At 61.5% G+C, this 25,205-nt stretch carries 27 protein-coding genes; 9 read left to right on the forward strand and 18 right to left on the reverse strand.

Annotation, left to right across the window (positions count from 1 at the left end):
* Positions 1-384 precede the first annotated feature (384 nt).
* Positions 385-708, forward strand: coding sequence for a hypothetical protein (locus JQ600_RS29740; protein ID WP_212265257.1), 324 nt, complete (start codon positions 385-387; stop codon positions 706-708).
* 81 nt (positions 709-789) lie between these two features.
* Here JQ600_RS29740 and JQ600_RS29745 read toward each other — a convergent pair whose 3' ends face one another.
* Together JQ600_RS29745 and JQ600_RS29750 are read right to left on the reverse strand one after the other, a co-directional pair.
* Positions 790-1,002 (reverse strand): hypothetical protein, encoded by a 213-nt coding sequence (locus JQ600_RS29745; protein ID WP_409363329.1) that lies wholly within the window; start codon positions 1,000-1,002, stop codon positions 790-792.
* Positions 1,003-1,612: 610 nt separating this feature from the next.
* Positions 1,613-2,257, reverse strand: coding sequence for a response regulator transcription factor (locus JQ600_RS29750; RefSeq protein ID WP_212036681.1), 645 nt, complete (start codon positions 2,255-2,257; stop codon positions 1,613-1,615).
* Positions 2,258-2,364: 107 nt separating this feature from the next.
* Here JQ600_RS29750 and JQ600_RS29755 point away from each other — a divergent pair, with 107 nt between their 5' ends.
* Entirely contained in the window at positions 2,365-3,660 is a 1,296-nt protein-coding gene (locus JQ600_RS29755; protein WP_312011074.1) for a histidine kinase, read from the forward strand.
* 82 nt (positions 3,661-3,742) lie between these two features.
* Here the strand turns inward: JQ600_RS29755 and JQ600_RS29760 are convergent, their stop codons facing one another.
* Entirely contained in the window at positions 3,743-4,192 is a 450-nt protein-coding gene (locus JQ600_RS29760) for a nuclear transport factor 2 family protein (protein WP_249136155.1), read from the reverse strand.
* A gap of 445 nt (positions 4,193-4,637) precedes the next feature.
* Between JQ600_RS29760 and JQ600_RS29765 the strand changes: the two genes are divergently transcribed.
* From JQ600_RS29765 to JQ600_RS29780, 4 genes are all read left to right on the forward strand, one after another.
* Positions 4,638-5,486, forward strand: coding sequence for a carbohydrate ABC transporter permease (locus JQ600_RS29765; RefSeq protein WP_249119074.1), 849 nt, complete (start codon positions 4,638-4,640; stop codon positions 5,484-5,486).
* A 4-nt stretch (positions 5,487-5,490) separates the two neighbouring features.
* Complete coding sequence (locus tag JQ600_RS29770) at positions 5,491-6,327, forward strand: carbohydrate ABC transporter permease (RefSeq protein WP_211997879.1); 837 nt, start codon at positions 5,491-5,493, stop codon at positions 6,325-6,327.
* A gap of 59 nt (positions 6,328-6,386) precedes the next feature.
* Positions 6,387-7,673 (forward strand): ABC transporter substrate-binding protein, encoded by a 1,287-nt coding sequence (locus tag JQ600_RS29775; protein WP_212390734.1) that lies wholly within the window; start codon positions 6,387-6,389, stop codon positions 7,671-7,673.
* Between the two features lie 138 nt (positions 7,674-7,811).
* Positions 7,812-8,909, forward strand: coding sequence for an ABC transporter ATP-binding protein (locus JQ600_RS29780; protein WP_212390733.1), 1,098 nt, complete (start codon positions 7,812-7,814; stop codon positions 8,907-8,909).
* A gap of 117 nt (positions 8,910-9,026) precedes the next feature.
* Here the strand turns inward: JQ600_RS29780 and JQ600_RS29785 are convergent, their stop codons facing one another.
* From JQ600_RS29785 to coxB, 12 genes are all read right to left on the reverse strand, one after another.
* Complete coding sequence (locus tag JQ600_RS29785) at positions 9,027-10,211, reverse strand: NADH:flavin oxidoreductase/NADH oxidase (RefSeq protein WP_212390732.1); 1,185 nt, start codon at positions 10,209-10,211, stop codon at positions 9,027-9,029.
* Between the two features lie 103 nt (positions 10,212-10,314).
* A complete protein-coding gene (locus JQ600_RS29790; RefSeq protein WP_212390731.1) occupies positions 10,315-11,556 on the reverse strand; it encodes a threonine ammonia-lyase in 1,242 nt (413 codons plus the stop codon).
* A 205-nt stretch (positions 11,557-11,761) separates the two neighbouring features.
* Positions 11,762-12,538 (reverse strand): SURF1 family protein, encoded by a 777-nt coding sequence (locus tag JQ600_RS29795; RefSeq protein ID WP_212390730.1) that lies wholly within the window; start codon positions 12,536-12,538, stop codon positions 11,762-11,764.
* The gene (locus tag JQ600_RS29800) at positions 12,535-12,921 is read right to left on the reverse strand and encodes a DUF983 domain-containing protein (RefSeq protein ID WP_249133543.1); all 387 of its coding nucleotides are present in this window, start codon (positions 12,919-12,921) and stop codon (positions 12,535-12,537) included. The genes JQ600_RS29795 and JQ600_RS29800 overlap by 4 nt, the downstream gene beginning before the upstream one ends.
* Positions 12,922-13,515: 594 nt before the next feature.
* Positions 13,516-14,373 carry an outer membrane protein gene (locus tag JQ600_RS29805; RefSeq protein WP_212390729.1) on the reverse strand — a complete coding sequence of 286 codons (858 nt, stop codon included), beginning with the start codon at positions 14,371-14,373 and terminating at the stop codon, positions 13,516-13,518.
* A gap of 475 nt (positions 14,374-14,848) precedes the next feature.
* Positions 14,849-15,919: a hypothetical protein gene (locus tag JQ600_RS29810; protein ID WP_212390728.1), complete on the reverse strand. Its 1,071-nt coding sequence runs from the start codon at positions 15,917-15,919 to the stop codon at positions 14,849-14,851.
* Between the two features lie 355 nt (positions 15,920-16,274).
* Positions 16,275-17,171, reverse strand: coding sequence for a cytochrome c oxidase subunit 3 (locus JQ600_RS29815; protein ID WP_212390727.1), 897 nt, complete (start codon positions 17,169-17,171; stop codon positions 16,275-16,277).
* A 94-nt stretch (positions 17,172-17,265) separates the two neighbouring features.
* Positions 17,266-17,907: a cytochrome c oxidase assembly protein gene (locus JQ600_RS29820; protein WP_212390726.1), complete on the reverse strand. Its 642-nt coding sequence runs from the start codon at positions 17,905-17,907 to the stop codon at positions 17,266-17,268.
* Between the two features lie 26 nt (positions 17,908-17,933).
* Positions 17,934-18,098, reverse strand: a complete 165-nt coding sequence (locus JQ600_RS29825) for a CoxF protein (RefSeq protein ID WP_192735385.1) — start codon at positions 18,096-18,098, stop codon at positions 17,934-17,936.
* Between the two features lie 18 nt (positions 18,099-18,116).
* On the reverse strand, positions 18,117-19,052 hold the full coding sequence (locus JQ600_RS29830) for a heme o synthase (RefSeq protein WP_212265271.1): 936 nt from the start codon (positions 19,050-19,052) through the stop codon (positions 18,117-18,119).
* Between the two features lie 63 nt (positions 19,053-19,115).
* Positions 19,116-20,735, reverse strand: a complete 1,620-nt coding sequence (gene ctaD / locus JQ600_RS29835; RefSeq protein ID WP_212390725.1) for a cytochrome c oxidase subunit I — start codon at positions 20,733-20,735, stop codon at positions 19,116-19,118.
* A 95-nt stretch (positions 20,736-20,830) separates the two neighbouring features.
* A complete protein-coding gene (gene coxB, locus JQ600_RS29840; protein WP_212265273.1) occupies positions 20,831-21,670 on the reverse strand; it encodes a cytochrome c oxidase subunit II in 840 nt (279 codons plus the stop codon).
* 483 nt (positions 21,671-22,153) lie between these two features.
* On the opposite strand from coxB, the gene JQ600_RS29845 reads away from it, so the two are divergent.
* The gene (locus JQ600_RS29845; RefSeq protein WP_249133544.1) at positions 22,154-22,690 is read left to right on the forward strand and encodes an invasion associated locus B family protein; all 537 of its coding nucleotides are present in this window, start codon (positions 22,154-22,156) and stop codon (positions 22,688-22,690) included.
* Positions 22,691-22,723: 33 nt separating this feature from the next.
* Here JQ600_RS29845 and JQ600_RS29850 read toward each other — a convergent pair whose 3' ends face one another.
* From JQ600_RS29850 to JQ600_RS29860, 3 genes are read right to left on the reverse strand one after another with little or no spacing between them, the layout of a single operon-like run.
* Positions 22,724-23,335 carry a TlpA disulfide reductase family protein gene (locus JQ600_RS29850; RefSeq protein WP_212390724.1) on the reverse strand — a complete coding sequence of 204 codons (612 nt, stop codon included), beginning with the start codon at positions 23,333-23,335 and terminating at the stop codon, positions 22,724-22,726.
* Between the two features lie 49 nt (positions 23,336-23,384).
* Entirely contained in the window at positions 23,385-23,888 is a 504-nt protein-coding gene (locus tag JQ600_RS29855; RefSeq protein WP_212265275.1) for a DsrE family protein, read from the reverse strand.
* 24 nt (positions 23,889-23,912) lie between these two features.
* Positions 23,913-24,305, reverse strand: coding sequence for a DoxX family protein (locus tag JQ600_RS29860; protein WP_212390723.1), 393 nt, complete (start codon positions 24,303-24,305; stop codon positions 23,913-23,915).
* 137 nt (positions 24,306-24,442) lie between these two features.
* Between JQ600_RS29860 and JQ600_RS29865 the strand changes: the two genes are divergently transcribed.
* Positions 24,443-24,838, forward strand: a complete 396-nt coding sequence (locus JQ600_RS29865; protein WP_212390743.1) for a helix-turn-helix domain-containing protein — start codon at positions 24,443-24,445, stop codon at positions 24,836-24,838.
* Between the two features lie 129 nt (positions 24,839-24,967).
* Positions 24,968-25,144 carry a hypothetical protein gene (locus tag JQ600_RS29870; protein ID WP_212265277.1) on the forward strand — a complete coding sequence of 59 codons (177 nt, stop codon included), beginning with the start codon at positions 24,968-24,970 and terminating at the stop codon, positions 25,142-25,144.
* The last annotated feature ends 61 nt before the right edge of the window (positions 25,145-25,205 follow it).

Genomic DNA, 25,205 nt, shown 5'->3' on the forward strand with positions numbered 1-25,205 from the left:
GTAAACAAGCGTCCACCGCAACCCGTCCAACGTCCGTGACGACGGCCGACGCCCTTCTGAGTAGGACGGGATGGGCAAAGATATGCACCTGATTTGCCTTCTGGTAAACAGAAATATTTTTTATTTTGGGGCCTGACACGATTTCCGTAAATCAGAACTGATTTGCCCGTCGGGTTGCTTTGTCGCAGCCAACCGTCATTGCAAGCGGAACATTCGCCACTCGAATTTCGAGGCCTGCAAGCGCGCTCACATGAAAAAAACACACAAACACATCAGATTAAGAACACACAAACAAATCAGATTGCACTTGCCAACGAAAATGCGGCGGGAACAATCCGGTCCTGTCGGCATTATTGTCAACGCTTCGAATTCCGGGAGACTTCCATGAAAACGGCAAAGATCATGCTGGCTGGACTGGCCGCCCTCACCCTCGTTTCAGCGGCCTCAGCCCAGCAAGCGATGACGGGAACGGTCACGCGAATTGACCGGACCGACGGGACGATCGCAATCCAGTTGCACCGGACTCCAACGCAGAGCGGCACCGTCGGCGCCAACACCGACGGCGCTAAAACAGAGGGTCCTGCCGAAGAGCTCAAGACCAAGATCCAGGGCAATCTGTTGAACGTCCTGCACGCCGGCGACCGGGTCAAGTTTACGCTCACCGACGCGGGGGGGAGCAAAACCATCACCAACGTCGAGCGACCGTAACTGACGGGCACGCACAGCCAAATCGAAACGCAAAAAGGGCCGCGGCAAAACCGCGGCCCTTTCTCCTGGAAGGGTCTGTCGTTACTCCGTGCAGACCTTGGTCGTCTTCATGCCGGTTTCGGCCTCCGTCTTGGTCTTGTAGATGCCGTTGTCGACGACGACGGTGGTCGTGCTGACCGGCTTGGTTTCGACCACGGTGCACTTCTTCGTGGTGCTGTCGCGAACGACGTAATATTCGGCAGCCATCGCGGTCCCGGCTACGCTCGTTGCGGCAAACGCCAGTGCGCCGATCATCAGAAATTTCTTCAAGGTATCCTCCTCCGATTTTAGTGATGCCATCAGCAACCCGCGGAGAAACCGGATGTTCCACTTTTTCCCGAATGGTTTGCACTTCCCGGATTCCATCCTGGCCTATGCGCAGCGAGCCGGCTCGGTAACAGATCGGGAATAGTCAGCAATACCGCCCACTAAAGACCTCGGTCTTTCCGGCGAGCGGAACAAACATATGGCCGGGAACTTATAGACGTAGTCGCAATCATGCGATGGAGGACGACTGCATGAGACGCATTGCATTGATTGGCTGCGCACTGCTGCTGGCAATGACCGCATCCGCTTCCGCCAGGCTGGGAGTTGCGCCGCTTACCGTGCCGGATGACGGAGTGACCCAGGTCAAGCACGGACGTGGGCACGGTCACGGACATCGCATGGGCCGCGGTGGCCGGGGCCATCATCACGGTTGGGGCCGGGGTCGCGGGCACCATTACGGCTGGCGCCATCACCGTCGTCACTATTGAAACGCTCGCCCGGTGCTGCTTTCATCGATCCATTGCCCCGACGAAAGCAGGCACCGGCGGTATGGACGGTCGCGCCGACAGGCGCGGCCCGTTCAGTTTCCTGACGCCGGTCAGCCCAGCTCCATCTCGACGGCGATCCGGATCAAGTCGGAATGGTTCTTGGCGCCGAGTTTCTGCTTCAGCAGCGAGGTGGTGTTGGCCACGGTCTTGTAGGAAATATCGAGCGCGTCGGCGACTTCGACGATTTTGTCGCCGCGGCCCAGCAAGCGCAGGATTTCCAATTCGCGCGCGGTCATTTGCGAGGCCGGATTGGCCTTGATGGAAGCGCCCGAGAACGTCACTGCCTCCGCCAGTTGCGGCGAGATGAAATTTTCTCCCGAAGCCACCTTACGAACGGCCTTTACCAGCGTCCGCGGATCGTCGCCCTTGGCGACGTAACCCTGCGCGCCCATTTCCACCGCGCGAACCACGAAGGCAGGGTCGTCATTCATGCTGAACATGATGATTTTCGCGTCCGGATCCTCCTTGCGGATCCGGCGCATCAGCTCAAACCCCGAGACGTCGGGAAGTTTGATATCGATGATTGTGACATCCGGTCGTCGCGTCATAAAGGCCTTGTGACCGGATTTTGCGTCCGCGGCCTCGTCAATTTTCACCGTCGCGTCCGAAGCGAACAGCGAACGGCATCCGGAAACGACCACGGGATGGTCGTCGACGATCAGGATCCTGGTTGCCGATTTGGCGATGTTCTGCATCCTTGCAGCCCCTTTTGGGATAAATAGGCATTTCGCGATAATTGAAAAGAGAAACCTGCGCTACGGGAGTTAGAATAGTCCGAATGTGGCAGAATCTTTCCCTTCGCATGCGGCTAATTCTCCCGCTCGGCACCATGTTCGTGGCCGCGCTGCTGCTCGGGGCGGTCTCGCTGCAGCTTTTCGCGCCGGCCCAACTGGTGGATGAAAGCGAGCCGGCATCGCGATCGGCAAAGGTGGTCGCCGAGGCGCTCAACAGCGCGCTGCTGACGTCCGCCAACCCGCAGCAAACGCTCGATGCATTTGTGCAGGCGCTGGGCACATCCGAGGCCATCCGCTTCCGCCGTACCGGTATCGAGACGGCGACGCCGTTGCCGGCGGAGATACGCACCCCGCTTGGACGCGTGCCGCACTGGTTCGTCGATCTTCTCGGCCTGCCGGAGATCGGCGCCTCGTTTCCGGTGAGGATCGATGGAAAGCAGGTCGGCGACATCCTGTCTTCGCCCGATCTTTCAGCCGACATCTACGAGAAATGGGTCGGCTTTCTCGCCCTCGTTTCATCCGTCATCGCCCTGATGCTGGTGACCGGAATTATCGCCTATTTGACCGCAGGAACCGTGGTCGATGCGCTGCGGAATCTGGGTGAAGGCCTGACCCGGATGCGGACGGGGGACTACCAGCACCTGATCGCGGCGACGGGTCCGCCGGAGATTCGCAAGAGTTCCGAATTGGCCAATGAACTCGCACGCACGCTGAACCAACTGAGCCAGGACAATCGCAGCCTGCTGCGGAAGATCGTCTCGCTGCAGGACGATGAGCGCCGCGACATCGCGCGCGACCTTCATGACGAACTCGGGCCCTTGCTGTTCGGGATCCGGGCCAACGCGGTGGCGCTGCAGGATGGCGCGGCACAGGATGGGAAACTCGGCGCTGCGGTCGAGGCGATGCTTGAATCGGTGGAGGCACTGCAGCTCGCGAATCGCCGTATCCTCGACCGGTTGCGGCCGCTCCATATCCAGGAATTGGGGCTCGAGAAGAGTGTCCAGACACTGCTGCAATATGCGCGATCGCAGGCGCCCGGTCTCAAGCTAGCGGTGCGGATCGATCCCTGTCTGAACGACACCGACGGGTTGCTTTCCCAGACCATCTACCGGGTTATCCAGGAAGGCGTGACCAATGTCCTCAGGCACGCCAATGCCGGCGCGATCAGCGTCGAGGCGATGATCGAAGGAAACCAGGTATTGGTGGAAATTTCCGACGATGGCGTTGGATTTACACCGGACCAGCGCTTTGGCCGTGGATTGACGGGAATGCACGAGCGCGTCCGGGCCCTGAGCGGGACATTCGAATTCAAGCGGCAGAACGGCCGGACCTATGTCCGGTGCCGTTTGCCGGCTGGCGTGTGAGGCGCACCGCTGGCCCAAGGATGCAGCGAAGGATGCAGCGCGAAAGAACATCAGGTTGAAAACTGGAGTGGCGACCGCGTCGTCACCAGGCGCGATCCGGCACACCAGCGACATCCGGCGCGGTTGCCGGCGCGAACGGGGCGCAGCGGGTTTGCAGAATCTTCCCGGCCGCGTCGAACGTGAAGACAATGCGAACGGGCCTGCCTTCGGAGTTCAGGTAATCGAGCATGACCCCGTCGGCAGACGGCGTGATCTCTTCCAGTCCGAAGGCATTGGGCGAGAACGCCTCGAGCCGGGGCCGCCAATATGATTCAAGCGCAGCCCGGCCCGCATAGGTGTTTCCGCCGTCGCAGCCACATTCGAGCCTTGCTTCGGACGCGTACAGGTCGAGCAGCGGACCAAGCTCATGTCGCCGGCAGGCATCGAGCCAATCGACGACAACAGCCACCTGATCGATATCGTTCGCGATATCCTTGGCGTTATCCTTGGCAATTTCCTTGGCAGTATTCTTGGGCAGGTTCGACATGTCCATTGGCTGCACCTGGCTCGATGGGTCGAGAAAGGCAACGGAGTTAAGGCGATCGTCGTGAACGGGCACTGAACCACCGGTTACCCGCGCAATTCAGTTTGAAACCAAAAACAATTTGGGTCCACGGAAGTTCCAGGCGCGATCAGCGGATTCAAGACAACCGTACTTTCGAACCAGCAATCTCTGGTAGCGGCAATCCGTATAAACGGTGAGCACGCGGATTCAGGCGTGGCAGCGCGTTTGCACCTTGCAGCCACACACTGCATGCGTCGCGCGTCTGCCTACGCCACAATGCGGATTGACTAGCCTCCGACGCCGCGCCCATAATCCCGATGCAAGGGGCTTTCTGCACGTACCGACCACAAGAGTCGTGACAGTCTGGTGCAAAGGCGGGGTAACGGGCTTGTCGGCATCGCGGCGTCCAATGTTCGGCGAGCAACAGCGGTTCATGCTGTTTCTCATTGCGCCGGCGGCACTCCTGATGCTGCTGTTTCAGGTGCTGCCGATCGTGATCGGCGCCAATGCCAGCTTCCGCGATTGGGCGCTCTATAACCCGAAGAAGATCTGGGTCGGCTTTAGCCACTATTACGCGGTGCTGTCGGATCCGGCGTTTCTCTACACGGTGCTGCCGAACACCTTCCTGTTCATGATCCTGAGCGTGGCCGGGGCGCTGGTGGCGGGACTGGCGCTGGCGCTGCTGCTCAACCGCCCGTTTCGTGGGCAAAAGCTGGTGCAGACGATCCTGCTGGTGCCGCTGATGGTGGCGCCGGTCGTCGCCGCGATCATGATCCGCTGGATGTTCAACGACCAGTTCGGCATCGTCAACACGGTGCTGGAGGCTATCGGGCTGGAGGGCCAGCCCTGGCTGGTGCAGCGCTGGAGCGCCTTCGGCATCATCCTGCTCACCGACATCTGGCTGTGGACGCCGTGGTTCACGCTGCTGCTGCTCGCGGGATTACAGAGCCTGCCGAAGGAGCCGTTCGAGGCGGCCGCGATCGACGGCACCACGACCTGGCGCGTGTTCAGATTCCTGACCCTGCCGATGCTGCGCCCGGTCATCGTGGTGTGCGTGGTGATCCGCGCCATCGACGCCTTTCGCACCTTCGACATCGTGTGGACGCTGACCGGCGGCGGGCCGGGCCGCTCGACCGAGCTGTTCAGCCTCTATGCCTATGTGCACGCGTTCCTCAACCTCGATCTCGGCCGCGGCTCGGCGGCGGCGATCATCGGCGGGCTCATCATCCTCGTGATCGGCGTGGTGCTGTACCGCCTCGTCGACCGCATCGCAAAGGCATAATCAGATGCCGATCGTAAGCCGCCCCGATTTCCTGCCGGGATTGCCGAAATGGAGCCGCAAGACGCTGTTCGCGCTGGCGCTGTTCGGCATCTGCTTTGCGTTCGCGTTTCCGGTGTTGTGGCTGATCCTGACCTCGCTGCGGCCAGAATCCGGCGTCTATTACGTCCATCGTGGCACCGAATTCACACTGGCCAGCTTTGCCGAGGTGCTGACCGACGACCGCATCGTGTCGGCCTTCCTCAACAGCGCGCTGATCTCGACGCTGGCGACCATCTTCTCGCTGCTGGTCACCGTCTCCAGCGGCTACATGCTGTCGCGCTTCACCGGGCCGGCGTCGCGGATCTGGTTCGGGACCATCTATGTGTTCCGCTGCATCCCCTATATTTCCTGGGTGCTGCCGCTGTATTTCGTGACCCAGAGCTGGGGCCTCTACGACACCTATACCGGGCTGCTGCTGCCGCACGTCGCGGTGCATATCTGCTTCTTCTCGTGGCTGATGAAGGGGTTTTTCGACGGCATCGATCCCAGCATGGAATATGCCGCGATGATCGACGGCTGCACGCGGTGGGGCGCCTTCATCCGCGTCGCCATACCGTCGGCGCTGCCGGCGATCTCGGCGCTCGCGGTGCTGTGCTGGCTGTTCACCTGGAACGAATTCCTGTTCGCGCTGATCCTGACCGGCAACCGCGTGCCGATGATCACGGTTGTCATGGCGCAGTTCGTCACCGAGATGGGGCTGCGCTGGAATTTGATGGCGGCGACCGCCGTGATGGCGCTGGTGCCAGCGTTCCTGGTCGCGCTGTTCGGGCAGAAATATGTGATCCGGGGACTGCGTATCTAGAAACGACGGGGACGCTGAATACGACGAGGAAACAACACCAAAAAAGAGGGAGGGAAGCGATGAAGCAACTGACAAAACTGGCTGTCGCAACGACGGTGGCCCTGTGGGCGGCCGCAGGAAGCGCGAGCGCCCAGGTGACCGAACTGCGGATCGGCTACCAGCCGAGCCCGATCCAGGACAATTCGATTGCGATGTTCGAGGCCTGGGGCGCCAAGAATGGCGTCAAGATCGTCAAGGTGCCGAACTCCTACGGCGTCTATGTCGAGAAGATGACGGCGTCGCTGACGTCGAACTCCGATCAGTACGACGTGATCTGGCACAATGACGATTGGGGCCAGACCTGGGCGCATCTGCTCGAGCCGATGGATGACGTCGAAGCCAACAAATTTGCTTCCAAGTGGAGCATGTCACCGATCGTGTTCGGCAACGACAAGGGCCAGAACACCGTCGTGCCGATGGGCCAGACCTTCAGCGTGTTCTTCTACCGCTCCGACCTCGTCAAGCCCGAGGAAGTGCCGAAGACGCTGGATGAACTCGTCACCGTGAGCAAGAAGCTGCAGGCTGACGGCAAGGTGAAGTTCGGCTATGTCGCCGGCGCTTCGATGAACAACTCCTGGTTCACCTGGTTCTGGTCGATGTGGGGCAACAATTGCGACGTGCTGCTGCCGCCCTACGAGCGCGACAACAAGAAGCTCGCCGCGGCAGGATGGAAGTCGGGCATGACCGAGCCCTGCATGCAGAAGAACGTCGAATATTGGTGGGATGCGATCAATACCCACAAGATCGTGCCGCGCGGCATGCCGGCCTATGACCGCAACGAAGCCAACGCCGTGTTCATGGCCGGCGATGCCGCGTTCACGGTGGCGGACTCGCTGTGGTGGGGCACGTTCAACGATCCCGCCAAGTCGAAGATCGTTGGCAAGGTGGCTGCGACGCGTTTCCCGCTCGGTCCCGACCGCGCCAAGCCGTTCGCCTGGGACGACATCTGGGGCTGGGCGATCCCGAAGTCGATCTCGCCGGAGCGTAAGAAGAAGGCCAAGGAAATGCTTAACGCGATGATGCTGGACAAGGAAGGCCAGAAGAAGCTGTTCAAGGCGACCGGCGCGCCGCCGCCCAACACCGAGTTCTGGGCGGAGATCGCGGCGGAAGATGCGTTCATGAAGCTCTTGAAGGAATCGGTGCTGGATTCCCCGGACAAGGTGCGCGGCGCCTATTACTTCCCGCAATGGCCCGCCGTGCACAAGGCGTTCAACGACACCGTCACCAAGGCCGTCACCGGCAAGCGCGAGGACATCGCAAAGGTGCTGGCCGAAGGCGCGCCGCTGGTCAGCAAGGCGGCGCAATAAGTCGAAAGCAATATCCCGCCGCGGGAAATCGCGGCGGGATTGTTTTGGGTCAACATGATCTTTATCTTGACGCGTTTTCTTCACGCGAACCGGTATCCACTTCGCTCGAAAACGCTCTAGTACAGTAACGGCGGGTAAATGGCAGCGATTTCACTCAGCAAGCTCAACAAGCATTATGGCTCGCTGTTCCACGCCGTAAAGGACGTCGATCTCGAGATCTCCGACAAGGAGTTCGTGGCGCTGGTCGGCCCGTCCGGCTGCGGCAAGTCGACGACGCTGCGCATGATCGCGGGGCTGGAGGACATCAGTAGCGGTGACATCCGCATCGGCAACCGGGTCGTCAACGACCTGCCGCCGCGCGACCGCGACATCGCGATGGTGTTCCAGAATTACGCGCTCTATCAGCACATGAGCGTCTACGACAATCTTGCCTTCGGCCTGCGCAACAAGAAGACTTCGGAAGCCGAGATCAAGGCCGCGATCGACCGCGCGGCAAACATGCTCGGACTGCACGAATTGCTGGCGCGCAAGCCGAAGCAATTATCCGGCGGCCAGCAGCAGCGCGTGGCGCTCGGCCGCTGCATCGTGCGCAATCCGGAAGTGTTTTTGTTCGACGAGCCGCTGTCGAACCTGGATGCCAAGCTGCGCGCGCAGATGCGGATCGAGATCAAGCGCCTGCACGCCGCCATTCCGACCACGTCTGTTTTCGTGACCCACGACCAGGTCGAGGCCATGACGCTGGGCGACCGGGTCGTGATCATGCGCGACGGCCGGGTGCAGCAGGTCGGCACGCCGCTGCAGGTCTACGGCAAGCCCGCCAACAAGTTCGTCGCCGGTTTCATCGGCGCGCCCGCGATGAATTTTGTCAGCGTCACCGTGCGCAGCGATGGCGGCGCGACGACGGTCGAGGCTGATGGCCTCAAGCTGGCGGTCGGCGGCGCGGATGCGCGTGCGCTCGCGGCCTATCATGACAAGCCCGTGATCATGGGGGCGCGGCCCGAACATCTCGCCCTCGGCGAGGGCGCGCCGGGCGCAAGCTTTGACGCCCATGTCGAGGTCGTCGAGCAGCTCGGCTCCGAGATCCTGCTCGAAACCCGCGTGGGGAGCCACGGCATCACGGTGGCCCGGGTGCCAGCGGAAACGGTGATCGCGCGTGGCGATCAGGTCCGCGTCTCGGCCCAGCCCGGCCGGCTGCATTTCTTCGATCCGGAAACGGAATTGCCGATTACGGGTTGATTCCTCCCTCTCCGTCATGGCCGGGCTTGACCCGGCCATCCACGTCTTAACTCGGACGAATGAGAAGAAAGTCGTGGATGCCCGGGACAAGCCCGGGCATGACGAAGAAAGAACCCCTCACCGCTTCACGGCGCCGGTCGGGCTGGCAAACCCTTCCATGGTCCGGATCCGCTTTTCCAACCACCAGCCATATTCGGGCGCCCAGTCCTCGAACTTGCGGTTGATGCCGAGATCATGGGCCCAGTGATGGGCGATGTTGGGGTTGTACTGCGATTGCCGGCCGACCGCGATCAGATCGGCCTGGCCTTTTTCGAGCACCGCTTCGGCCTGCTCGGCCTCGAGGATGATGCCGACCGCCATGGTCGCGATATCGACTTCCTTGCGGACTCTTTCAGCATAAGGCACCTGGAAACCGAGGCCGCGCGGCACCTGCGCGGCCGTCGCCGAGCCGGAAATGCCGCCGGAGGAACAGTCGACCACGTCGACACCGCGCGCTTTCAATTCATGCGCCAGCGCCACCGTGTCATCCATGTTCCAGCCGTTCTGCGCGCCGTCGACCGAGGACACGCGTACGAACAGCGGCATCGTATCAGGCATTTCGCGCCGTACCGCCTCGACGATGTCGAGCGGCAGCCGCATCCGCCCGTTGCGGTCGCCGCCATACTCGTCGTTGCGGGTATTTGAAATCGGCGACAGGAACGAGGCCAGCAGATAGCCATGGGCCATATGAACCTCGATCACGTCGAAGCCCGCCTTGACCGCGTTTTTCGCGGCGTGCGCCCAGGTCTTCACCATGGCGCGGCAGTCTTCGGTCGTGAGCTGGCGCGGCGTCAGCCATCCCGGCGCCACCGGCTCGCTGGTCGGACCGACCGGCTGCCATAATTTGGCGCCGGCCTTGATCTCTTCCGGCGTCAGCGGGCCCATGCCGTCCATCGCCTTTTGCGAGGACGATTTGCGGCCGCCATGCGCGAGCTGAAGACCGATCGCGGTGTTCTCCCGCCTCATGAATGATATCAGCGGCTTGAAACTTTCGACCTGGGCCTCGTTCCAGATGCCGAGATCGAACTCGTTGATCAGGCCGATTTCCTCGACGCCGGTAGCTTCGACAAACACCAGACCAAAACCGCCGAGCGCGTAACGACCGAGATGCACCTGATGAAACATGCCGCAGGTCGCCCCGGGATCGGCGCGGTAATGCACCATCGGTGGCACCACCAGGCGGTTCTTCAGCGTCAGATCGCGGATTTTGAACGGCTGGAACAGCAGGGGGCGTGCGGGATCGGCGGAGGGCGCGTCGGACATCGGTGGCCTGTGGCGTGAACTGCGGGTAGCGAATGATCCATCATTTGAAATCCACGGTCCAGCCAGCCCTTGCATGTCATGCATGCAGCGACGCTTCGGCCCCCTAGTCGCCACCGACATCGACATCGAGGCTGGCGGCCTTCAGTGAGGCGATGGTCGCCTCAAGATGGGTCCGGTCTCGGGTTTCGATGACAACCTCAAGGACCACCGCCTTGGCTGGCAGGTCGGTGAAGATGCGTTGATGCGACACCTCGACGATATTGGCGCCTGCCTTGGCCAGGACGGCGACAACCGTGCCGAGCTGTCCGGGCCGATCCACGATGTCGAACTTCAGCTTCGAAAGCCGACCTTCCCTTGCGAGTTGACGCGTCAGCACGCCGGAAAGGAGCCGCGTGTCGATATTGCCTCCGCTCAGCACCAGGCCGAGCGAACGGCCCTTGAAGCGGGCCTGATCGGCGAGCACGGCCGCCAGGCCCGCCGCCCCCGCACCCTCGGTCACCGACTTCTCGATGGTGATGAAAAGGCTCAACGCGTGCTCAATCTGCTGTTCGGTGACGAGCACGATATCATCGACGAGCGCGCGCACGATCTTCGACGTGATCTGACCGGGCGCCTTGACGGCAATGCCCTCCGCGAGCGTATCACCGCGCATCGCAAGATGTTCCCCCTTGATGAGGTTGTACATCGAGGGATAAAGCGCGGCCTGAACGCCGACGATCTCGATATCCGGCTTGAGGGTCTTGGCTGCAACGGCCATGCCGGATATCAGGCCGCCGCCCCCGATTGGAACGATCAGGACATCGAGATCGGGCACCGAAGCCAGCATCTCGAGCGCGATGGTACCTTGACCCGCGATGATCAACGGATCGTCATAGGGATGGATATACGTCAAACCCTGTTTTCGACCGTAGTCGGTGGCGAGGGTGGCGGTATCCTCCAGCGTCGCCCCACCCTCGATCACGGTCGCACCGTGCCGGCGCGTGTTCTCGATCTTCACAGTTGGAGTTCCCACCGGCATGAAGATGGTTGCAGGGATCGAGAGGCAGGCCGCGTGATAGGCCACGCCCTGTGCGTGGTTGCCCGCCGAGGCGGCTGTCACACCGCGCCGCCGTTCGTCGGCCGATAACGCAGACAGCCGATTGAGCGCGCCGCGCTCCTTGAACGTCGCCGTAAACTGCAGGTTTTCGAATTTCAGCCATATGTTCGCGCCCGTGATGTCGGACAACGTACGACTAGGCTCGAAGCTCGTCCGCTTCACGAAGCCGGCGAGCACGCCTGCCGCCGCCTCGATATCGCGAAGGGTAACCGGCAGGTGCGCGAGGGAAGCTTTCAACGTCTCGGTCATGGCTATCGAATCTCTGCCGACACGTTCCACGCAGTAAGGGCGAAGACGGAGACGGCGGGTTACGCTACCCAACCCACCCTATGAAGCTATTTCAAGAAAAAATACAGTGGCTTCGTAGGGTGGGTTAGCCGAAGGCGTAACCCACCGAGTAAGGGACGAGGATGGTGGGTTACGCTTCGCTAACCCACCCTACGACACCAAGAAGCTACGAAGCTGCGCTCCGCCTTTGCGCGCGCCACCACACGCCGAATGCGATCACGACGGCGGCCGCCAGGCTGAACCAGGTGATGGCGTATTGCATGTGGTCGTCCTTGAGATGGACATTGAGCGGCCCCGGTTTCGGAATGCCGCTCTCGGGCACCGGTGATTCCAGATCGATATAAAACGGCGCGACATTCTTGCCGCCCTCGCCCCAGCCGAGCGCGCGCGCCATCGCAAGATGATCGCGGATGAACCAGAGCCGCTTGGCGATGTTTTCCGACGGCGTCAGCGTGCCGGCGGCTTCCGGAAAGCGGAGATAGCCGGTGAATTTGACCGGCTGGCCGGTGACGAGACGGCCGACCGCGCGATCCTGCTGGGCGCGATCCTGCATCGTGTTCTGCACGAAGCCGGTATTGACCGCGACGATTGCCCCATCGGCGGTTTGCGCCGGCAGGAACGCCCAGGTGCCGGGGCCGGACACGTCGTTACGGACCGAAGAGCCGGAGCTATAGACCATCACATCGGGAAGCCGCGCGTAAGCTCCGGTGAAACTGACGCGGCGGAATTCGTCTTTGGCCGGTGTCAGCGTGCCCCACTGCGCCTGTTCCGGCAGCGCCTTGGGCGCATCGGCCAGCCTTTCGTTCAGGGCGGCGATCAGCGCGTGCTTCTGGTCGCGCCGCTGCAATTGCCAGATCCCAAGGCTCAGGCAGGTCACGATCATCACGAGCGTGAAGATGGCAAAGCCGAGCGTACCACGCCGCCGCGCAACGACGCCGGTCATTTCGGCTCGCGGTCGATCAGGCGGCCGGGTGCGGCCTTGTGATGGTATTGCAGCGCGATCAGCAGCGACTTCATCGAGCGCAGCGGCAACAGCGTGGTCGCCAGAATCAGCGGCAGCCACAGCGCCGCATGCAGCCAGAACGGCGGCTGGTATTTTATCTCCACGATCAAGGCCGATCCGACCACGATCGCACCGGCGATCATGATGATGAAAATCGCCGGCCCGTCGCCGGCATCGATGAAGGCGTAATCGAGCCCGCAGGCCTCGCAGTTCGGCCGCAAATCGATGAAGCCCGCGTAGAGCTTGCCCTTGCCGCAGCGCGGGCAACGGCAGGCGATGCCGCGCAATGCGCTCTCGGTCAGCGTGGGAAGTGTCTCGTCCATTTGCATCCTTCTTCCCCTCTCCCCTTGTGGGAGAGGGTGCACTCGCGAAGCGAGGGCGGGTGAGGGGTCTCTATCCGCGGCGACAGACCCGTCATTCGGTGCCCTGGCCGACGCGAAGCGTCGGCGTTCCAAGAAACGGCGGCCGGAGGCGGCCTACGCCACCTTCATATGTACCGCAAGCTACTTATTGGAGAGCCATTCGCGTACTACTGGGTTGCCTCCACCTCAAGGCTCCCCGAGTGAATAATGGCCGTTTTGTTGCGCTGCCGCCAGTCCCATGGCGCGATGATCGATCCGGACCACAGGCCCGCACGGTTCTCTCTCGCAGCGATCTCGTCGGCATCGTAAGCGTGGGAATAGCGGACGAACGACAATGCCCACCCGATCGCACCATCCGCTTGCGCACTCCTCGCCTTCGACGAAGCAACTCGCGAGCGATCTCCGCATTCCCAAGCCTGTCTGCTGGAATGCCGGAATCAGTTTATGGCGGCCGCGACACCGCAGACCCATTTTTCCCAGCGCCTTCGAGGCGACTGCCCTAAGCGGCGCACAGGGAGGTGTGCGTGGCTTTAATGGATGGAAAGTTTGGAGAACTCAGTACCTTGCAACGACGGGGCCACCAAACCGGTACGCTATTCCTATCATTCCAATGTGCGTGTTGAGTTTCAAATCCGTGGCTACCGTTACAACTGAAACACCGGGGGATACCAGCACCAGCGAATTGCTCCAGGTTCCGAAGTCCGAGTAACGATACTCAGCACGAAGCATCCAGTTTGCGAAGATTTTCGCGTCGATGCCGACGCCGGCCGTCCAGCCCGTTCGGGTGGAGCTGTTGGTCGCCGTCGTAAGAAGGGGGATTGGCGTTGGTCCGCAAAGGGGATCAGTAAAGCTGGTTTCGCAGGTTATCGAGTTGGAGAAGTTCTGGAACGCAATACCGCCAGTCCCATAGAGCAGAACATTGGGAGCTACCAGGTATCCGAGCCGCCCCCGCACATTCGCATCCCATCGAGCTTTCACGCTCGATACATTGGCGCCGGGGCCCGGGACACCCAGAATGCAGGTGACCGTGCAGCCGGGCGCGCCCACCGTCGTGACGGTACCATCAAAATACGCGGCATCGAGGACAATGCCGGCAACCCATTGAGGCGCGAACTGGTAGTCGTATCCTGCAAAGCCGCCGTAGCGACCGTTTGAGGGGCGAAAGCCTCTAGGCGAACTACCGTCTACCGTTGGGGGAGGAATTACAAAGCCCGGCGCGACAACGCCAATCGACGTCGTGGTCCAATCGGCGTTGGCCTGCTCGCCGCCGAGCGAGGCTCCAACATAAAAGCCTGTCCAGGTCGAAACCGCTGCTTCAGGCGCGTAGCGAGGGGCTTTCACAGCCATGTCGGCAGCGGATGCGCCCATGGCGCTGGACGCGAGAACGGATATTGCCAAAGCAAGTTTTTTCATAAAAAGCCCCAGCGCTCGGTGAATGGCCCGAACCAAAGCTTAAACGGGTTCATCGTGCCCAGATGTATCGTTCAGGCCACAGTCGCGACATTTCGGACGAACATGCGGAACCCTGTTCCGCTCTTGCCAACCCGTCCGCCGGCCTGGGACCGCCAATCGCTGACGATCGGCATCGTGGTGTAGCCGAGCAAGAGCGACGCCTCGTCAGCGAGCGCATCAACGCCGCGCTTGCAGCCGCCAAGGCCGTGCGGCTGCACCTCTTCCGGTAGATCAAGGCCTGCGCCGACATATCCGGAGGCTACGGATGATGGCGGTTTGCTGCCCGTGGTGGAGTGGCCACAGGACCAGCATCAGAGCCTTGAGGAGCAAATTTGAAGCAGCCTGGATGAAATTTCCAAGCAGCACGGCGCGACGCAGGGGCAGCGCCTCGCAAGGATCGGCCCCCGACGGTCAAGTCGAGCGTCATCCGATCATATCAACCGGTCGCTTTGCAAAAATCCCTCGCCGTGTAAAAAAACCGCCTTGCCCCGTGATACCACCACCCCACTCTTTGGAAAAGAAATCTGGATTCTCTTTTCGAAAGGTGAAGTATCTTCTCGTTGACAAAAACCTTGTGCGGATTTCTGGGGGCGCCGTCTGTTTCAACAGGAACAATTTCGGCATCATAAATTAGGCCATGCAATTCCGCGAAGATCATGGCTTCGATGACCAATATATCAATGAAGTATTTTTTATGTTTATCATCACCACGAAATTTCGTGCTTTGCGGATGATACTTTCTGGTTGCCATCCACGCATAGATCGCTCCTGAATCAAACAGGAAAGCGGCGGCGGCTTCTATGCCGTCTTTGTCTTTTACCGCAAGCGCGAACGCTTTCTGACGACGGACGCCATTCTCGATGAGTGCCTCTGCAATGCTCAGCGGAGCATAGCTCTGCGCGCCATTACTGGTAAGATTGCTCTGATAAAACTTACAAAAGTCAGACGCTGAGATATCCTCTATTTTAGCTTGTTCCAATGCGGTTCGGTATCTAGTTCTTCCGTCTCTTGAAATGGTTTTCAGTACTTTTTCTCTGGCTTGCGCATACGCGTCACGCTCATAATTTTGTTTGCTGGGTGAACGGACGTATTTGGGTATTTTGATGCATTCAAACCCGGCCTTGATGAACGCATCGCGAATGATGCCGGAATCATCATCCAGGATGAATTGGCAGTAACCAATCGATCCAGGTAGCTGCTTTATAATATCGGCAATCGCACCTCGTTTCTCTTCATCACTGATGTGCTTGTCGAGAAAGACGAATGAGCTGAGCCGTCTCCAGTTATCTAAACTTGTTATCCTTGGAAAAATGCCCAGTACGTTTGTTTGGCAATACGGAAAAGCGCATATCAGCTTGCCGGCTCTGTTGAATGCTTTGGCTACCCGGTGCTCCTTCCTGTACGCGATATCTACGAACCAGGGCTGAGAAAAGATCGATACGTCGTCCGGGTGTGCGCCCGCGATCCAATCGCGCTTGCTACTCTTCGGCACGAGCGTCGCCGCCAAAAGGCGGCTCCTCCAATTTTCGAAATTCGCGATGTTCAATATCTTCCAGCGGTAATCGTTCAGTCTATCGGCACGCGCGGGAGCTCCCCCGACCGCCCGGTAGCCTGTTCAGAGTATTCGGGGGACGACGCAAGAGTGAGTGCGCAGAAGGATTACCCAAACCGGCAAGCCGCTCCGGCTAGCGCTGAACCGGTCTCCATGCTGTCACGATCCGAGACTTCACCCGTCGGTGACCGTGTCAGCATGAGGATGGTTAACGCCCGGCGATACACGCATCTCGATCGTTAGCCCAAAAGGCAAACGAAAGAAAAAGGGCGGCCCTGCGGCCGCCCTCTTGTAACAAAATGATGCCAGATCAATGCGCGGCGTGCCCGACAGCGTCAGCGCCGCGGAACCAGACATAGATGCAGATGAACAGGAACAGCCACACCACGTCGACGAAGTGCCAGTACCAGGCGGCGAATTCGAAGCCGAGATGCTGGGTCGGCGTGAAGTGTCCGGCATAGGCGCGGAACAGGCAGACCAGCAGGAACACGGTGCCGACCAGCACGTGGAAACCGTGGAAGCCGGTCGCCATGAAGAAGGTCGCGCCATACATGTTGCCGGAGAAGTGGAATGTGGCGTGGGCGTATTCATAGGCCTGCACGCAGGTGAACAACGCGCCGAGCACGACGGTGAGGATCAGGCCGTATTTCAGACCCTTGCGATCGCCTTCCAGCAGCGCGTGGTGCGCCCAGGTCACCGTGGTGCCCGAGGTCAGCAGCAGCAGCGTATTGAGGAGCGGCAGATGCCAGGGGTCGAAGGTCTCGATGCCCTTCGGCGGCCAGGTGCCCGGCACGCTGCAGGCGCCCGCGGCCGTGCCGGCGCCACAGCCGAACACCGCGTCGCGGGTGGCGTGAATGGCATCGGCCGGGAACAGCGCGGAATTGAAGAAGGCCCAGAACCAGGCGACGAAGAACATCACCTCGGAGGCGATGAACAGGATCATGCCGTAACGGTGGCTGATCTGCACCACGCGGGTGTGGTCGCCCTTGAACTGGGCTTCGCGGATCACGTCGCCCCACCAGCTCGCCATGGTGTAGAGCACGCCGATGGTGCCGGCGCCGAACACGATCGGCGCCGCCGCATACATATGGTGCATCCAGCCGATCGCACCGACGGCCATGATGAAGGCCGAGATCGAGCCGACGACCGGCCACGGGCTCGGATCGACGAGGTGGTAGTCGTGGTGCTTCGCGTGCGCCGTAGCCATTGCGGTCTCTCCGTTAGCGGTGCCGGATCCTTCGGCACATCTTCGTCTCAAAAATTCAAAGTCCGGGAATTTCGAAAGGCCGAAATTCCCGGAGTTACAGGCTTCCCTTGCGCTTGTCCGGCTCGCCCGAAGCCACCGGCTTCGGCGCCGGATCGCGCACGGGATAGAAGGTGTAGGACAGCGTGATGGTGTTCAGCCCGTCATTCTCGCTGTCGGCGATCAGCGCCGGATCGACGTAGAACACGACCGGCATCTCGCGCTTCTCGCCCGGCGCCATGGTCTGTTCGGTGAAGCAGAAGCAGTTGATCTTCTGGAAATACGCGCCGACCGTCAGCGGGGTTACATTGTAAGCGGCCTGGCCGACCGTGGGCCGCGCCGCCTGGTTGGTCACATGATAAAATACGGTGACGACCTCGCCGATCCTGACCTCGATCTCGTTCTGCTCCGGCTCGAACTTCCAGGGCAGGCCGGCGCCGACATTGGCATCGAACCGCACCGAGATTTTGCGAGCCAGCGGGCCTTGCGACGGCGCCGAGGTAGCGACCTGGGTGGTGCCGTTGAAGCCGGTGGCGCGGCAGAACCAGTTATAGAAGGGAACGGCGGCATAGGATGCGCCGACCATGAACACCACGACGAAACCGCAGATCGAGGCCACCATCGCATCGCGCGTCAGGCCGCGGCGCGAAGCCTTGCGGCTTGCCTCCGTTTCCCCTCGCGCGATCGGTTGGTTTGCCATCTCCACCACCTACCTACATTTCCAGTTTACATGGGCCGAACTAGAACGGCCGGCCCCTTGACCATGGTGACGGCGAAAAACAGCACGACGAGCACGAGGAGCGCGAGCGCAATCGCGACCGACCGCTGCCGCCGGCTTCTTTTCTGCGCCTCGGTGAGGACGATTCCATCTGGCATCCGCTTGTCGTCCATTCCGGTCCCATGCGCCCCCTACCCGATCAAAGCCATGACGCCGCGCACGACAACCTCGAGCAGCAGCGTGGCGAACAGCGCGAACAGGTAAAGGATCGAGAAAGCAAACAGCCGTCGGGTCGCGCGCAGCGCCGCGGTACCCTCGCGGCGGCGGTAGACGTTGATCGCCAGCGCCATCATTCCGGCGCCAAGCACCAGCGAGGTGATGCCATAGATCGCGTCGAAATAGCCGAGCGGCCAGGGGGCGACGGCGATCGCGACCAGTACGACCGTATAGAGCAGGATCTGCAGCCGGGTCGCGTCGGGGCCGGCGACGACCGGCAGCATCGGCACGCCGGCGCGGGCGTAATCGTCGCTGCGAAACAGCGCCAGCGCCCAGAAATGCGGCGGGGTCCAGAAGAAGATGATCAGGAACAGCAGCACCGGCTCCATCGACAGCGAGCCGGTCGCCGCGGCCCACGCCACCACAGGCGGCAGTGCGCCGGCGGCGCCGCCGATCACGATGTTCTGCGCGGTCCAGCGCTTCAGGAGCATGGTGTAGATCACGACGTAGAAGAAGATCGTGAACGCCAGGAGGCCGCCCGCGAGCCAGTTGACGAGGATGCCGAGCGTCATCACCGAGAAGAACGCCAGGATCAGCCCGAACGCGGTGGCTTCCTCGCGCGTGATGCGGCCGCGCGGGATCGGCCGGTTCGCGGTGCGCGACATCAACGCGTCGATATCGCCCTCATAGGCCATGTTCAGCGCACCGGAGGCGCCGGCGCCGACCGCGATGCAGAGGATGGAAGTGAACGCCAGGATCGGGTGGATATGCCCGGGCGCGATCACGAGGCCGACCAGCGCGGTGAAGATCACCAGCGACATCACCCGCGGCTTCAGCAGCGCGAGGTAGTCGCCGACCTCAGCCTCGGAAATCCGGGGCAACTCGATGGCGTTGTGATCGACGACCGACAAGATTGATCTCGCTTGGTTCTAAGCCGCGGCGCGCCCGAAGGAGCGCGCCGCGAATTATGAGGTTTATTGCACCCGCGGCAGCACTTCGAACTGGTGGAAGGGCGGCGGCGACGACAGCGTCCATTCCAGCGTGGTGGCACCGGGGCCCCACGGATTATCCGCCGCCTGCTCCTTCTTGATGAAGGCATCGATCACGCCATAGATGAAGATCAGCACGCCGAAGCCCGAGACGTAGGAGCCGAGCGAGGACACCAGGTTCCAGCCGGCGAACGCATCCGGATAGTCGATGTAGCGGCGCGGCATGCCGGATAGCCCGAGGAAATGCTGCGGGAAGAACACCAGGTTGACGCCGATGAAGGTGACCCAGAAGTGCAGCTTGCCGATGGTTTCCGAGTACATGTAGCCGGACATCTTCGGGAACCAGTAGTACCAGCCGGCGAAGATCGCGAACACGGCGCCGAGCGACAGCACGTAGTGGAAGTGCGCGACGACGTAATAGGTTTCCTGCAGCACGCGGTCGACGCCGGCATTGGCCAGCACGACGCCGGTGACGCCACCGAGCGTGAACAGAAAGATGAAGCCGATCGCCCACAGCATCGGCGTCTTGAACTCGATCGAGCCGCCCCACATCGTGGCGATCCAGGAGAAGATCTTCACCCCGGTCGGCACCGCGATCACCATGGTGGCGGCGACGAAATAGGCCTGCGTCGCGCTGGACATGCCGACCGTGTACATGTGGTGCGCCCACACCACGAAGCCGATGCCGCCGATCGCGACCATGGCGTAGGCCATGCCGAGATAGCCGAACACGGGCTTCTTCGAGAAGGTCGAGACGATCTGGCTGACCATGCCGAAGCCGGGCAGGATCAGGATGTAGACTTCGGGATGGCCGAAGAACCAGAACAGATGCTGGAACAGCAGGGGGTCGCCGCCGCCGTCGGCGGAGAAGAAGGTGGTGCCGAAATTGCGGTCGGTCAGCAGCATGGTGATCGCACCGGCGAGCACCGGCAGCGACAACAGCAGCAGGAACACGGTGACCAGGATCGACCAGACGAACAGCGGCATCTTGTGCAGGGTCATGCCCGGCGCGCGCATGTTGAAGATCGTGGTGATGAAGTTGATGGCGCCGAGGATCGACGAGGCGCCGGCCAGATGCAGCGACAGGATCGCGAAATCGACCGCCGGTCCCGGATGGCCCGAGGTCGATAGCGGCGCGTACATGGTCCAGCCCGCGCCGACGCCGTTGGCGCCCGGCTCACCCTCGACGAAGGTGGACATCAAGAGCAGCGCGAACGAGGCCGGCAGCAGCCAGAACGAGATGTTGTTCATGCGCGGGAACGCCATGTCGGGCGCACCGATCATCAGCGGCACGAACCAGTTGCCGAAGCCGCCGATCATCGCCGGCATCACCATGAAGAAGATCATGATCAGGCCGTGCGAGGTCACGAACACGTTGTAGGTATGGGCTTCGTGGAACAGCTGGACGCCGGGATACATCAGCTCGATGCGGATCGCGATCGACATCGCCGCGCCAATGACGCCGGCGATGACCGCGAACACCAGGTACATCGTTCCGATGTCCTTGTGGTTCGTCGAATAGACGAAGCGCCGCCATCCGGTCGGATGCGCGTGCGCGTGGTCATCATGGGCGTGATCGTGGTGTGTCGCTGCGCCTGTTGCCATGTTCAAATCCTGCCTTGCAGTCCCTTTTCGGACCTTGCGGTCCCGTCGCCCTTGTCCCTTGCGCCTAAGCCTTAAGCTTGCCTGAGCTTTGCGGCTTACTGCGCCACCGCGCCAGCCGAGGCGTACGAATTCGCCGGGTTGGTCGCATATTTCTTCTTCGCGGTTTCCACCCAGGCCGCGAATTCCTGATCGCTCACGACCCGCACCGCGATCGGCATGAAGGCGTGATCCTTGCCGCACAGTTCGGAGCACTGGCCGTAGAACATCCCGGTCTTGGTGGCCTTGAACCAGGTCTCGTTCAGACGGCCGGGGATGGCGTCGATCTTGATGCCGAAGGCCGGCACCGCGAAGGCGTGGATGACGTCAGCACCGGTGGTCAGAACCTTGACCACCTTGTTGACCGGCACCACCATCTCATTGTCGACGCCGAGCAGCCGGGGCTTCTTGTCCGCCGCCATCAGCGAATCGAACTCGAACTTGCCGTGATCGGGATAGGCGTAGCTCCAGTACCACTGCTTGCCGGTCGCCTTGATGGTGAGATCGGCCTTTGGCACGTCGAGCTGCAGAAACAGCAGCCGGAACGACGGCACCGCGATCGCGACCAGAATCAGCACCGGGATCAGGGTCCAGGCCACTTCGATCAGGGTGTTGTGGGTGGTCTTGGAGGGGACCGGGTTGGCCTTGGCGTTGAATTTCACGACGACCATGACCAGCAGCACGAGCACGAACAGCGTGATGACGGTGATGGTGCCGACCAGCCAGTTATGGAACCAGATGATGTAGTCCATCACAGGCGTAGCGGATTCCTGCAGGGTCCATTCCCACGGCGCTGGCTGCCCCAATTCGGCTGACGCCGTACCGCCGGCGACAAGGGCCATGCCCGCCACCGCAAATCCCAGCAACCGCCGGCCAATCTGGCCCTTCGACATCTTCATGCCGCTCGCGCTCCCTTGATAAATCCCCAAAGCATCCCCGCCGGATGGCCGGAAATGCCGCACGATCCGCCCCTACAAACAGCCCGCCGGAGGTGGCTTGGATGCACACCTCAAAAGTACCGGGGCCAAATCGCTAGAACGCTTCGAAATCCAGCCTCTCAAACCATAATTCGCAGGCTCTCGCAATGCAGTAGTGGGGACCAAAGCCATGCGTCACCGGCTAATCTCTGCATGTCAGGTTTTCCCGGTGAAACAGGCAAAACTCGCCTTTTTGTCCAGCTGCGCCGCTTGACAGGCGGATTACTGGATGTACGCAAAGGCAGGGTGCGCCGCGGGGACCTGATTCGCCGCCGAAGCGCCCTTCCGGCTTGGCATCGGGCTTGATATCGGGCTTGGGAATTGCTTCGAGATTTAGCGAAAGACCGCCTTCAAGGCGCCGTCATTACGTATCAGTCCGAGTAATCATTCAGAGGATCGACCCGGATGAGGCGTTCGAAACATCAGGCAGGACGCAAGCCAGGGCCAGGCCGCTGGCTGGGCGGACTGCTCGCCACCGCGCTCCTGCTCGGCCTGACGGAGGCTGCCAGCGCCCAGGGCGCGGTGCGCTCGGTCCATGGCGACTGGCAGATCCGCTGCGACACCCCGCCGGGCGCCCAGGGCGAGCAATGCGCCCTGATCCAGAGCGTGGTAGCCGAAGACCGCTCCAACGCCGGCCTCACCGTGATCGTGCTCAAGACCGCCGACCAGAAGAGCAAGCTGATGCGGGTAGTCGCCCCCTTGGGCGTGCTGCTGCCCTCCGGGCTCGGCCTGAAACTGGACAATCAGGACGTCGGCCGCGCCGGTTTTGTCCGCTGCCTGCCCAATGGCTGCGTTGCCGAGGTCGTGATGGACGAAAAACTGCTCGGCCAGCTTCGCACCGCCAAGACCGCGACCTTCATTATCTTCGAGACCCCGGAAGAGGGCATCGGCTTTCCGCTGAGCCTGAACGGGATCGGCGAGGGGTATGACAAGCTGCCGTGAGGGGCCGGGCGCTCGCCTCAACGTCCGCTTCGCTTAGTCACGCGCGGCGCCGGCGTAGTAGTCGAACAACCGGCGCGCCTCGATCGAGAGCCAGTCCGCTTCACCCGTGATGTAGCCTTCGACTTGCCCGGTGACGCCGAGCAGGAAGCTGATCGGCATGCCGTACAGCGCGAATGGCGTGTCGACACCGTCGCTGGCGCCGGCACGCCCCACCAGTCCACCGGGATCGAAACCGATTCCGAGGTGGCGAAGCTTCAGCTGCCGGACGAACGGCGCGACCACGGATCGATCGCGATCGGTGGTGATGGCGACGACCATAAGGTCGGCGCGGCGGTTTTCCGCGAGTTGATCCAGTATCGGCAGTTCCGTGCGGCAGCCGGGGCACCAGGTTGCCCAGAAATTGACGAGCACCACCTTGCCGCGGAAGGACGTCAGATCGAGCACACCTCCGCCGAGACGCGGGATCGGTACCGGCGGGACCGGCCGTGCGCCGCGAAGAAGCGTGAACTGATGCCGGGCCGTTGCGAATGGCGGCGGCCCGCCGGCCGCGGCGCGGCCTGGCAGGGGCGGAATCGCAAGCGAGGCAGCCGCGCCCATTATCCCCGCGACAAAGCTGCGGCGGGTCGGGCCGCGAGGCGACGTCATGTCGGATACTCCGCTGTGCAGTTTTGCATCCAGGTTCTGAATCCAAATATCACGATCGGATGTAGGACCAGCCGGCTTCCTGCAATTCGATGATGCGCCCCGGCCCGCTCGGCACCAGATCGACGCCATCGATCAGGGTGACCGGACGCCCCTCCTGGCGCTCCATACCGAGCTTGGTGGCGTCGCAGACCACGAAGCGGATGTTCGAATTGACCGTCCTTAACACCCGCAGCATGTCCTTCACCGGCGAAGTGTCGGCGCGCAGCATGTGAACGCCGGCATTGTAGGCGACCACTTCGATCGTGAACGCTTCGTTCCGCTCCTGGTAGTATTTTGGAAGGTTGAGCGAGGTCGAGATCAGCGCCCGCATCGTGGTGGGATCATCGGTGTTGATCGGCAGCACCAGCCGATGCACGCCGACCGCAGCGGCCTTCGCCTGCGGCTTTGGGCTCGCCGCCTCCGATCCTGTCAGCAACAAGGTCACGGTCAGCGGCACCATGAAGGCCAGGATGAGCCCCGCGGCAATCGTCAATTCACGGCGAGAAAGGTGCATGGCAGCAGCTTCACAAATGCCTGTTCACAAATTCTTGGCAAGCGATGCGATCTGGTCGCGCTTCGCGTAGGCGACGATGGCGCTCAGTGCCAACAGCACCAGAGCAGGCACAGCCGAGCCGCCGATCACAAAGAGATGAGTGACGGTCGCGCCGATCATGATGCAGATCAGCAGCACGGCACCGAAGGCCGCCAGCGATGGCGCGAGGATCAGGATGGCCCCGAGCACTTCCAGCGCCCCGGTCAAATAGCGGAACCATTGACCAAGTCCGATGTGCTGAAATTCCTCAACCAGCATCGGCACGCCATAGAGCTTGGCGGCGCCTGCGCCTGCAAAGGCAAGGGCCAGTAATCCCCTGACGACCCAGAGACCGGCAGACTTCCAGCGCGGCGGCGCCGATGCGGCGGCAAGTGACATTGGTAGCTCCCGATATGTTCCAGCGGTTCAGACCGCGCGGCGCCGTGGCCGACGCGCCAAAGGCTTTCGACACACAAAATTCGGGAGTAAGATGAAAAGTACAAGTAGGATGCTTTTTGTGAGGTAGTATGAAAAAGATGACTATTGCAGAAAGCAACGATATTGCCGCCGCGGAACCGTGCCAGCGCGGCGTGGTGGAGCAATTTCATCGTGCGCTGGGGGTCCTGGCCGGAAAATGGAAGGGCGAAATTCTCTGGCAATTGGTCCAGCGCAAGCACCGGTTCGGCGAATTGCGCCAATCGATCCCCGGCGTCACCCAGCACATGCTTACGACGCAGCTGCGCGACCTTGAGGCCAACGGACTCGTGAAGCGCACCGTCTATCCCGAGGTGCCGCCGCGCGTCGAATATGAGATCACGCCATCGGCAAGAGCCCTCAAACCGGTGTTCGATGAACTGTTTCGCTGGTCGCAGGAGCATGGCTTTCCGACCGCGGCGCAGCCCAAGGGTTCTTCCGCCGACAAGAAAGCGTAGCCAAGGTAGATTCCCCCGTCATTGCGAGCCACCGGGTCGCAATGACGCGGAACGACACAGTGACCTCGCTCACAGCCGAGGCAACGGCAATCCTGCCAAGGTTTCCCCATCAACGCGGAGGAGACCGCCATGACTGACGACCGTACGTTCGAGACCCGTGCAGACGCTGCGAAAAGCGAGCTGACCGGGGAGCAACTCAACATCGTATCCGGCGGCAAGTGGTTTGAAATCGTGCGCGTCGAGCACAGTGTGAAGTCCCCGCGAGACGCGGCGTCAGGATTGGCAACCGGGCGCCGCCAGCACTAACCCTGATCTGATTGGGCGTCGTCAGGTTTTCGCCGTCAGGTTTTTCCCGTCAGATTTTTCT

The sequence above is a fragment of the Bradyrhizobium sp. AUGA SZCCT0176 genome (assembly GCF_018130145.1).
Taxonomy (GTDB): Bacteria; Pseudomonadota; Alphaproteobacteria; order Rhizobiales; family Xanthobacteraceae; genus Bradyrhizobium.

Bases quoted from the DNA above. Each gene is read 5' to 3' on its own strand.
- JQ600_RS29745 (WP_409363329.1), bottom strand. From the start codon at position 1,002: ATGATCGGCGCACTGGCGTTTGCCGCAACGAGCGTAGCCGGGACCGCG.
- JQ600_RS29800 (WP_249133543.1), bottom strand. From the start codon at position 12,921: ATGGACGAGACACTTCCCACGCTGACCGAGAGCGCATTGCGCGGCATC.
- JQ600_RS29865 (WP_212390743.1), top strand. From the start codon at position 24,443: ATGACTATTGCAGAAAGCAACGATATTGCCGCCGCGGAACCGTGCCAG.
- JQ600_RS29765 (WP_249119074.1), top strand. From the start codon at position 4,638: ATGCTGTTTCTCATTGCGCCGGCGGCACTCCTGATGCTGCTGTTTCAG.
- JQ600_RS29755 (WP_312011074.1), top strand. From the start codon at position 2,365: ATGCGGCTAATTCTCCCGCTCGGCACCATGTTCGTGGCCGCGCTGCTG.
- JQ600_RS29805 (WP_212390729.1), bottom strand. From the start codon at position 14,373: ATGAAAAAACTTGCTTTGGCAATATCCGTTCTCGCGTCCAGCGCCATG.
- JQ600_RS29760 (WP_249136155.1), bottom strand. From the start codon at position 4,192: ATGGACATGTCGAACCTGCCCAAGAATACTGCCAAGGAAATTGCCAAG.
- JQ600_RS29845 (WP_249133544.1), top strand. From the start codon at position 22,154: ATGAGGCGTTCGAAACATCAGGCAGGACGCAAGCCAGGGCCAGGCCGC.
- JQ600_RS29740 (WP_212265257.1), top strand. From the start codon at position 385: ATGAAAACGGCAAAGATCATGCTGGCTGGACTGGCCGCCCTCACCCTC.
- JQ600_RS29785 (WP_212390732.1), bottom strand. From the start codon at position 10,211: ATGTCCGACGCGCCCTCCGCCGATCCCGCACGCCCCCTGCTGTTCCAG.
- JQ600_RS29750 (WP_212036681.1), bottom strand. From the start codon at position 2,257: ATGCAGAACATCGCCAAATCGGCAACCAGGATCCTGATCGTCGACGAC.
- JQ600_RS29780 (WP_212390733.1), top strand. From the start codon at position 7,812: ATGGCAGCGATTTCACTCAGCAAGCTCAACAAGCATTATGGCTCGCTG.
- JQ600_RS29790 (WP_212390731.1), bottom strand. From the start codon at position 11,556: ATGACCGAGACGTTGAAAGCTTCCCTCGCGCACCTGCCGGTTACCCTT.
- JQ600_RS29820 (WP_212390726.1), bottom strand. From the start codon at position 17,907: ATGGCAAACCAACCGATCGCGCGAGGGGAAACGGAGGCAAGCCGCAAG.
- JQ600_RS29870 (WP_212265277.1), top strand. From the start codon at position 24,968: ATGACTGACGACCGTACGTTCGAGACCCGTGCAGACGCTGCGAAAAGC.
- JQ600_RS29770 (WP_211997879.1), top strand. From the start codon at position 5,491: ATGCCGATCGTAAGCCGCCCCGATTTCCTGCCGGGATTGCCGAAATGG.
- coxB (WP_212265273.1), bottom strand. From the start codon at position 21,670: ATGAAGATGTCGAAGGGCCAGATTGGCCGGCGGTTGCTGGGATTTGCG.
- ctaD (WP_212390725.1), bottom strand. From the start codon at position 20,735: ATGGCAACAGGCGCAGCGACACACCACGATCACGCCCATGATGACCAC.
- JQ600_RS29815 (WP_212390727.1), bottom strand. From the start codon at position 17,171: ATGGCTACGGCGCACGCGAAGCACCACGACTACCACCTCGTCGATCCG.
- JQ600_RS29850 (WP_212390724.1), bottom strand. From the start codon at position 23,335: ATGACGTCGCCTCGCGGCCCGACCCGCCGCAGCTTTGTCGCGGGGATA.
- JQ600_RS29860 (WP_212390723.1), bottom strand. From the start codon at position 24,305: ATGTCACTTGCCGCCGCATCGGCGCCGCCGCGCTGGAAGTCTGCCGGT.
- JQ600_RS29775 (WP_212390734.1), top strand. From the start codon at position 6,387: ATGAAGCAACTGACAAAACTGGCTGTCGCAACGACGGTGGCCCTGTGG.
- JQ600_RS29795 (WP_212390730.1), bottom strand. From the start codon at position 12,538: ATGACCGGCGTCGTTGCGCGGCGGCGTGGTACGCTCGGCTTTGCCATC.
- JQ600_RS29825 (WP_192735385.1), bottom strand. From the start codon at position 18,098: ATGGACGACAAGCGGATGCCAGATGGAATCGTCCTCACCGAGGCGCAG.
- JQ600_RS29855 (WP_212265275.1), bottom strand. From the start codon at position 23,888: ATGCACCTTTCTCGCCGTGAATTGACGATTGCCGCGGGGCTCATCCTG.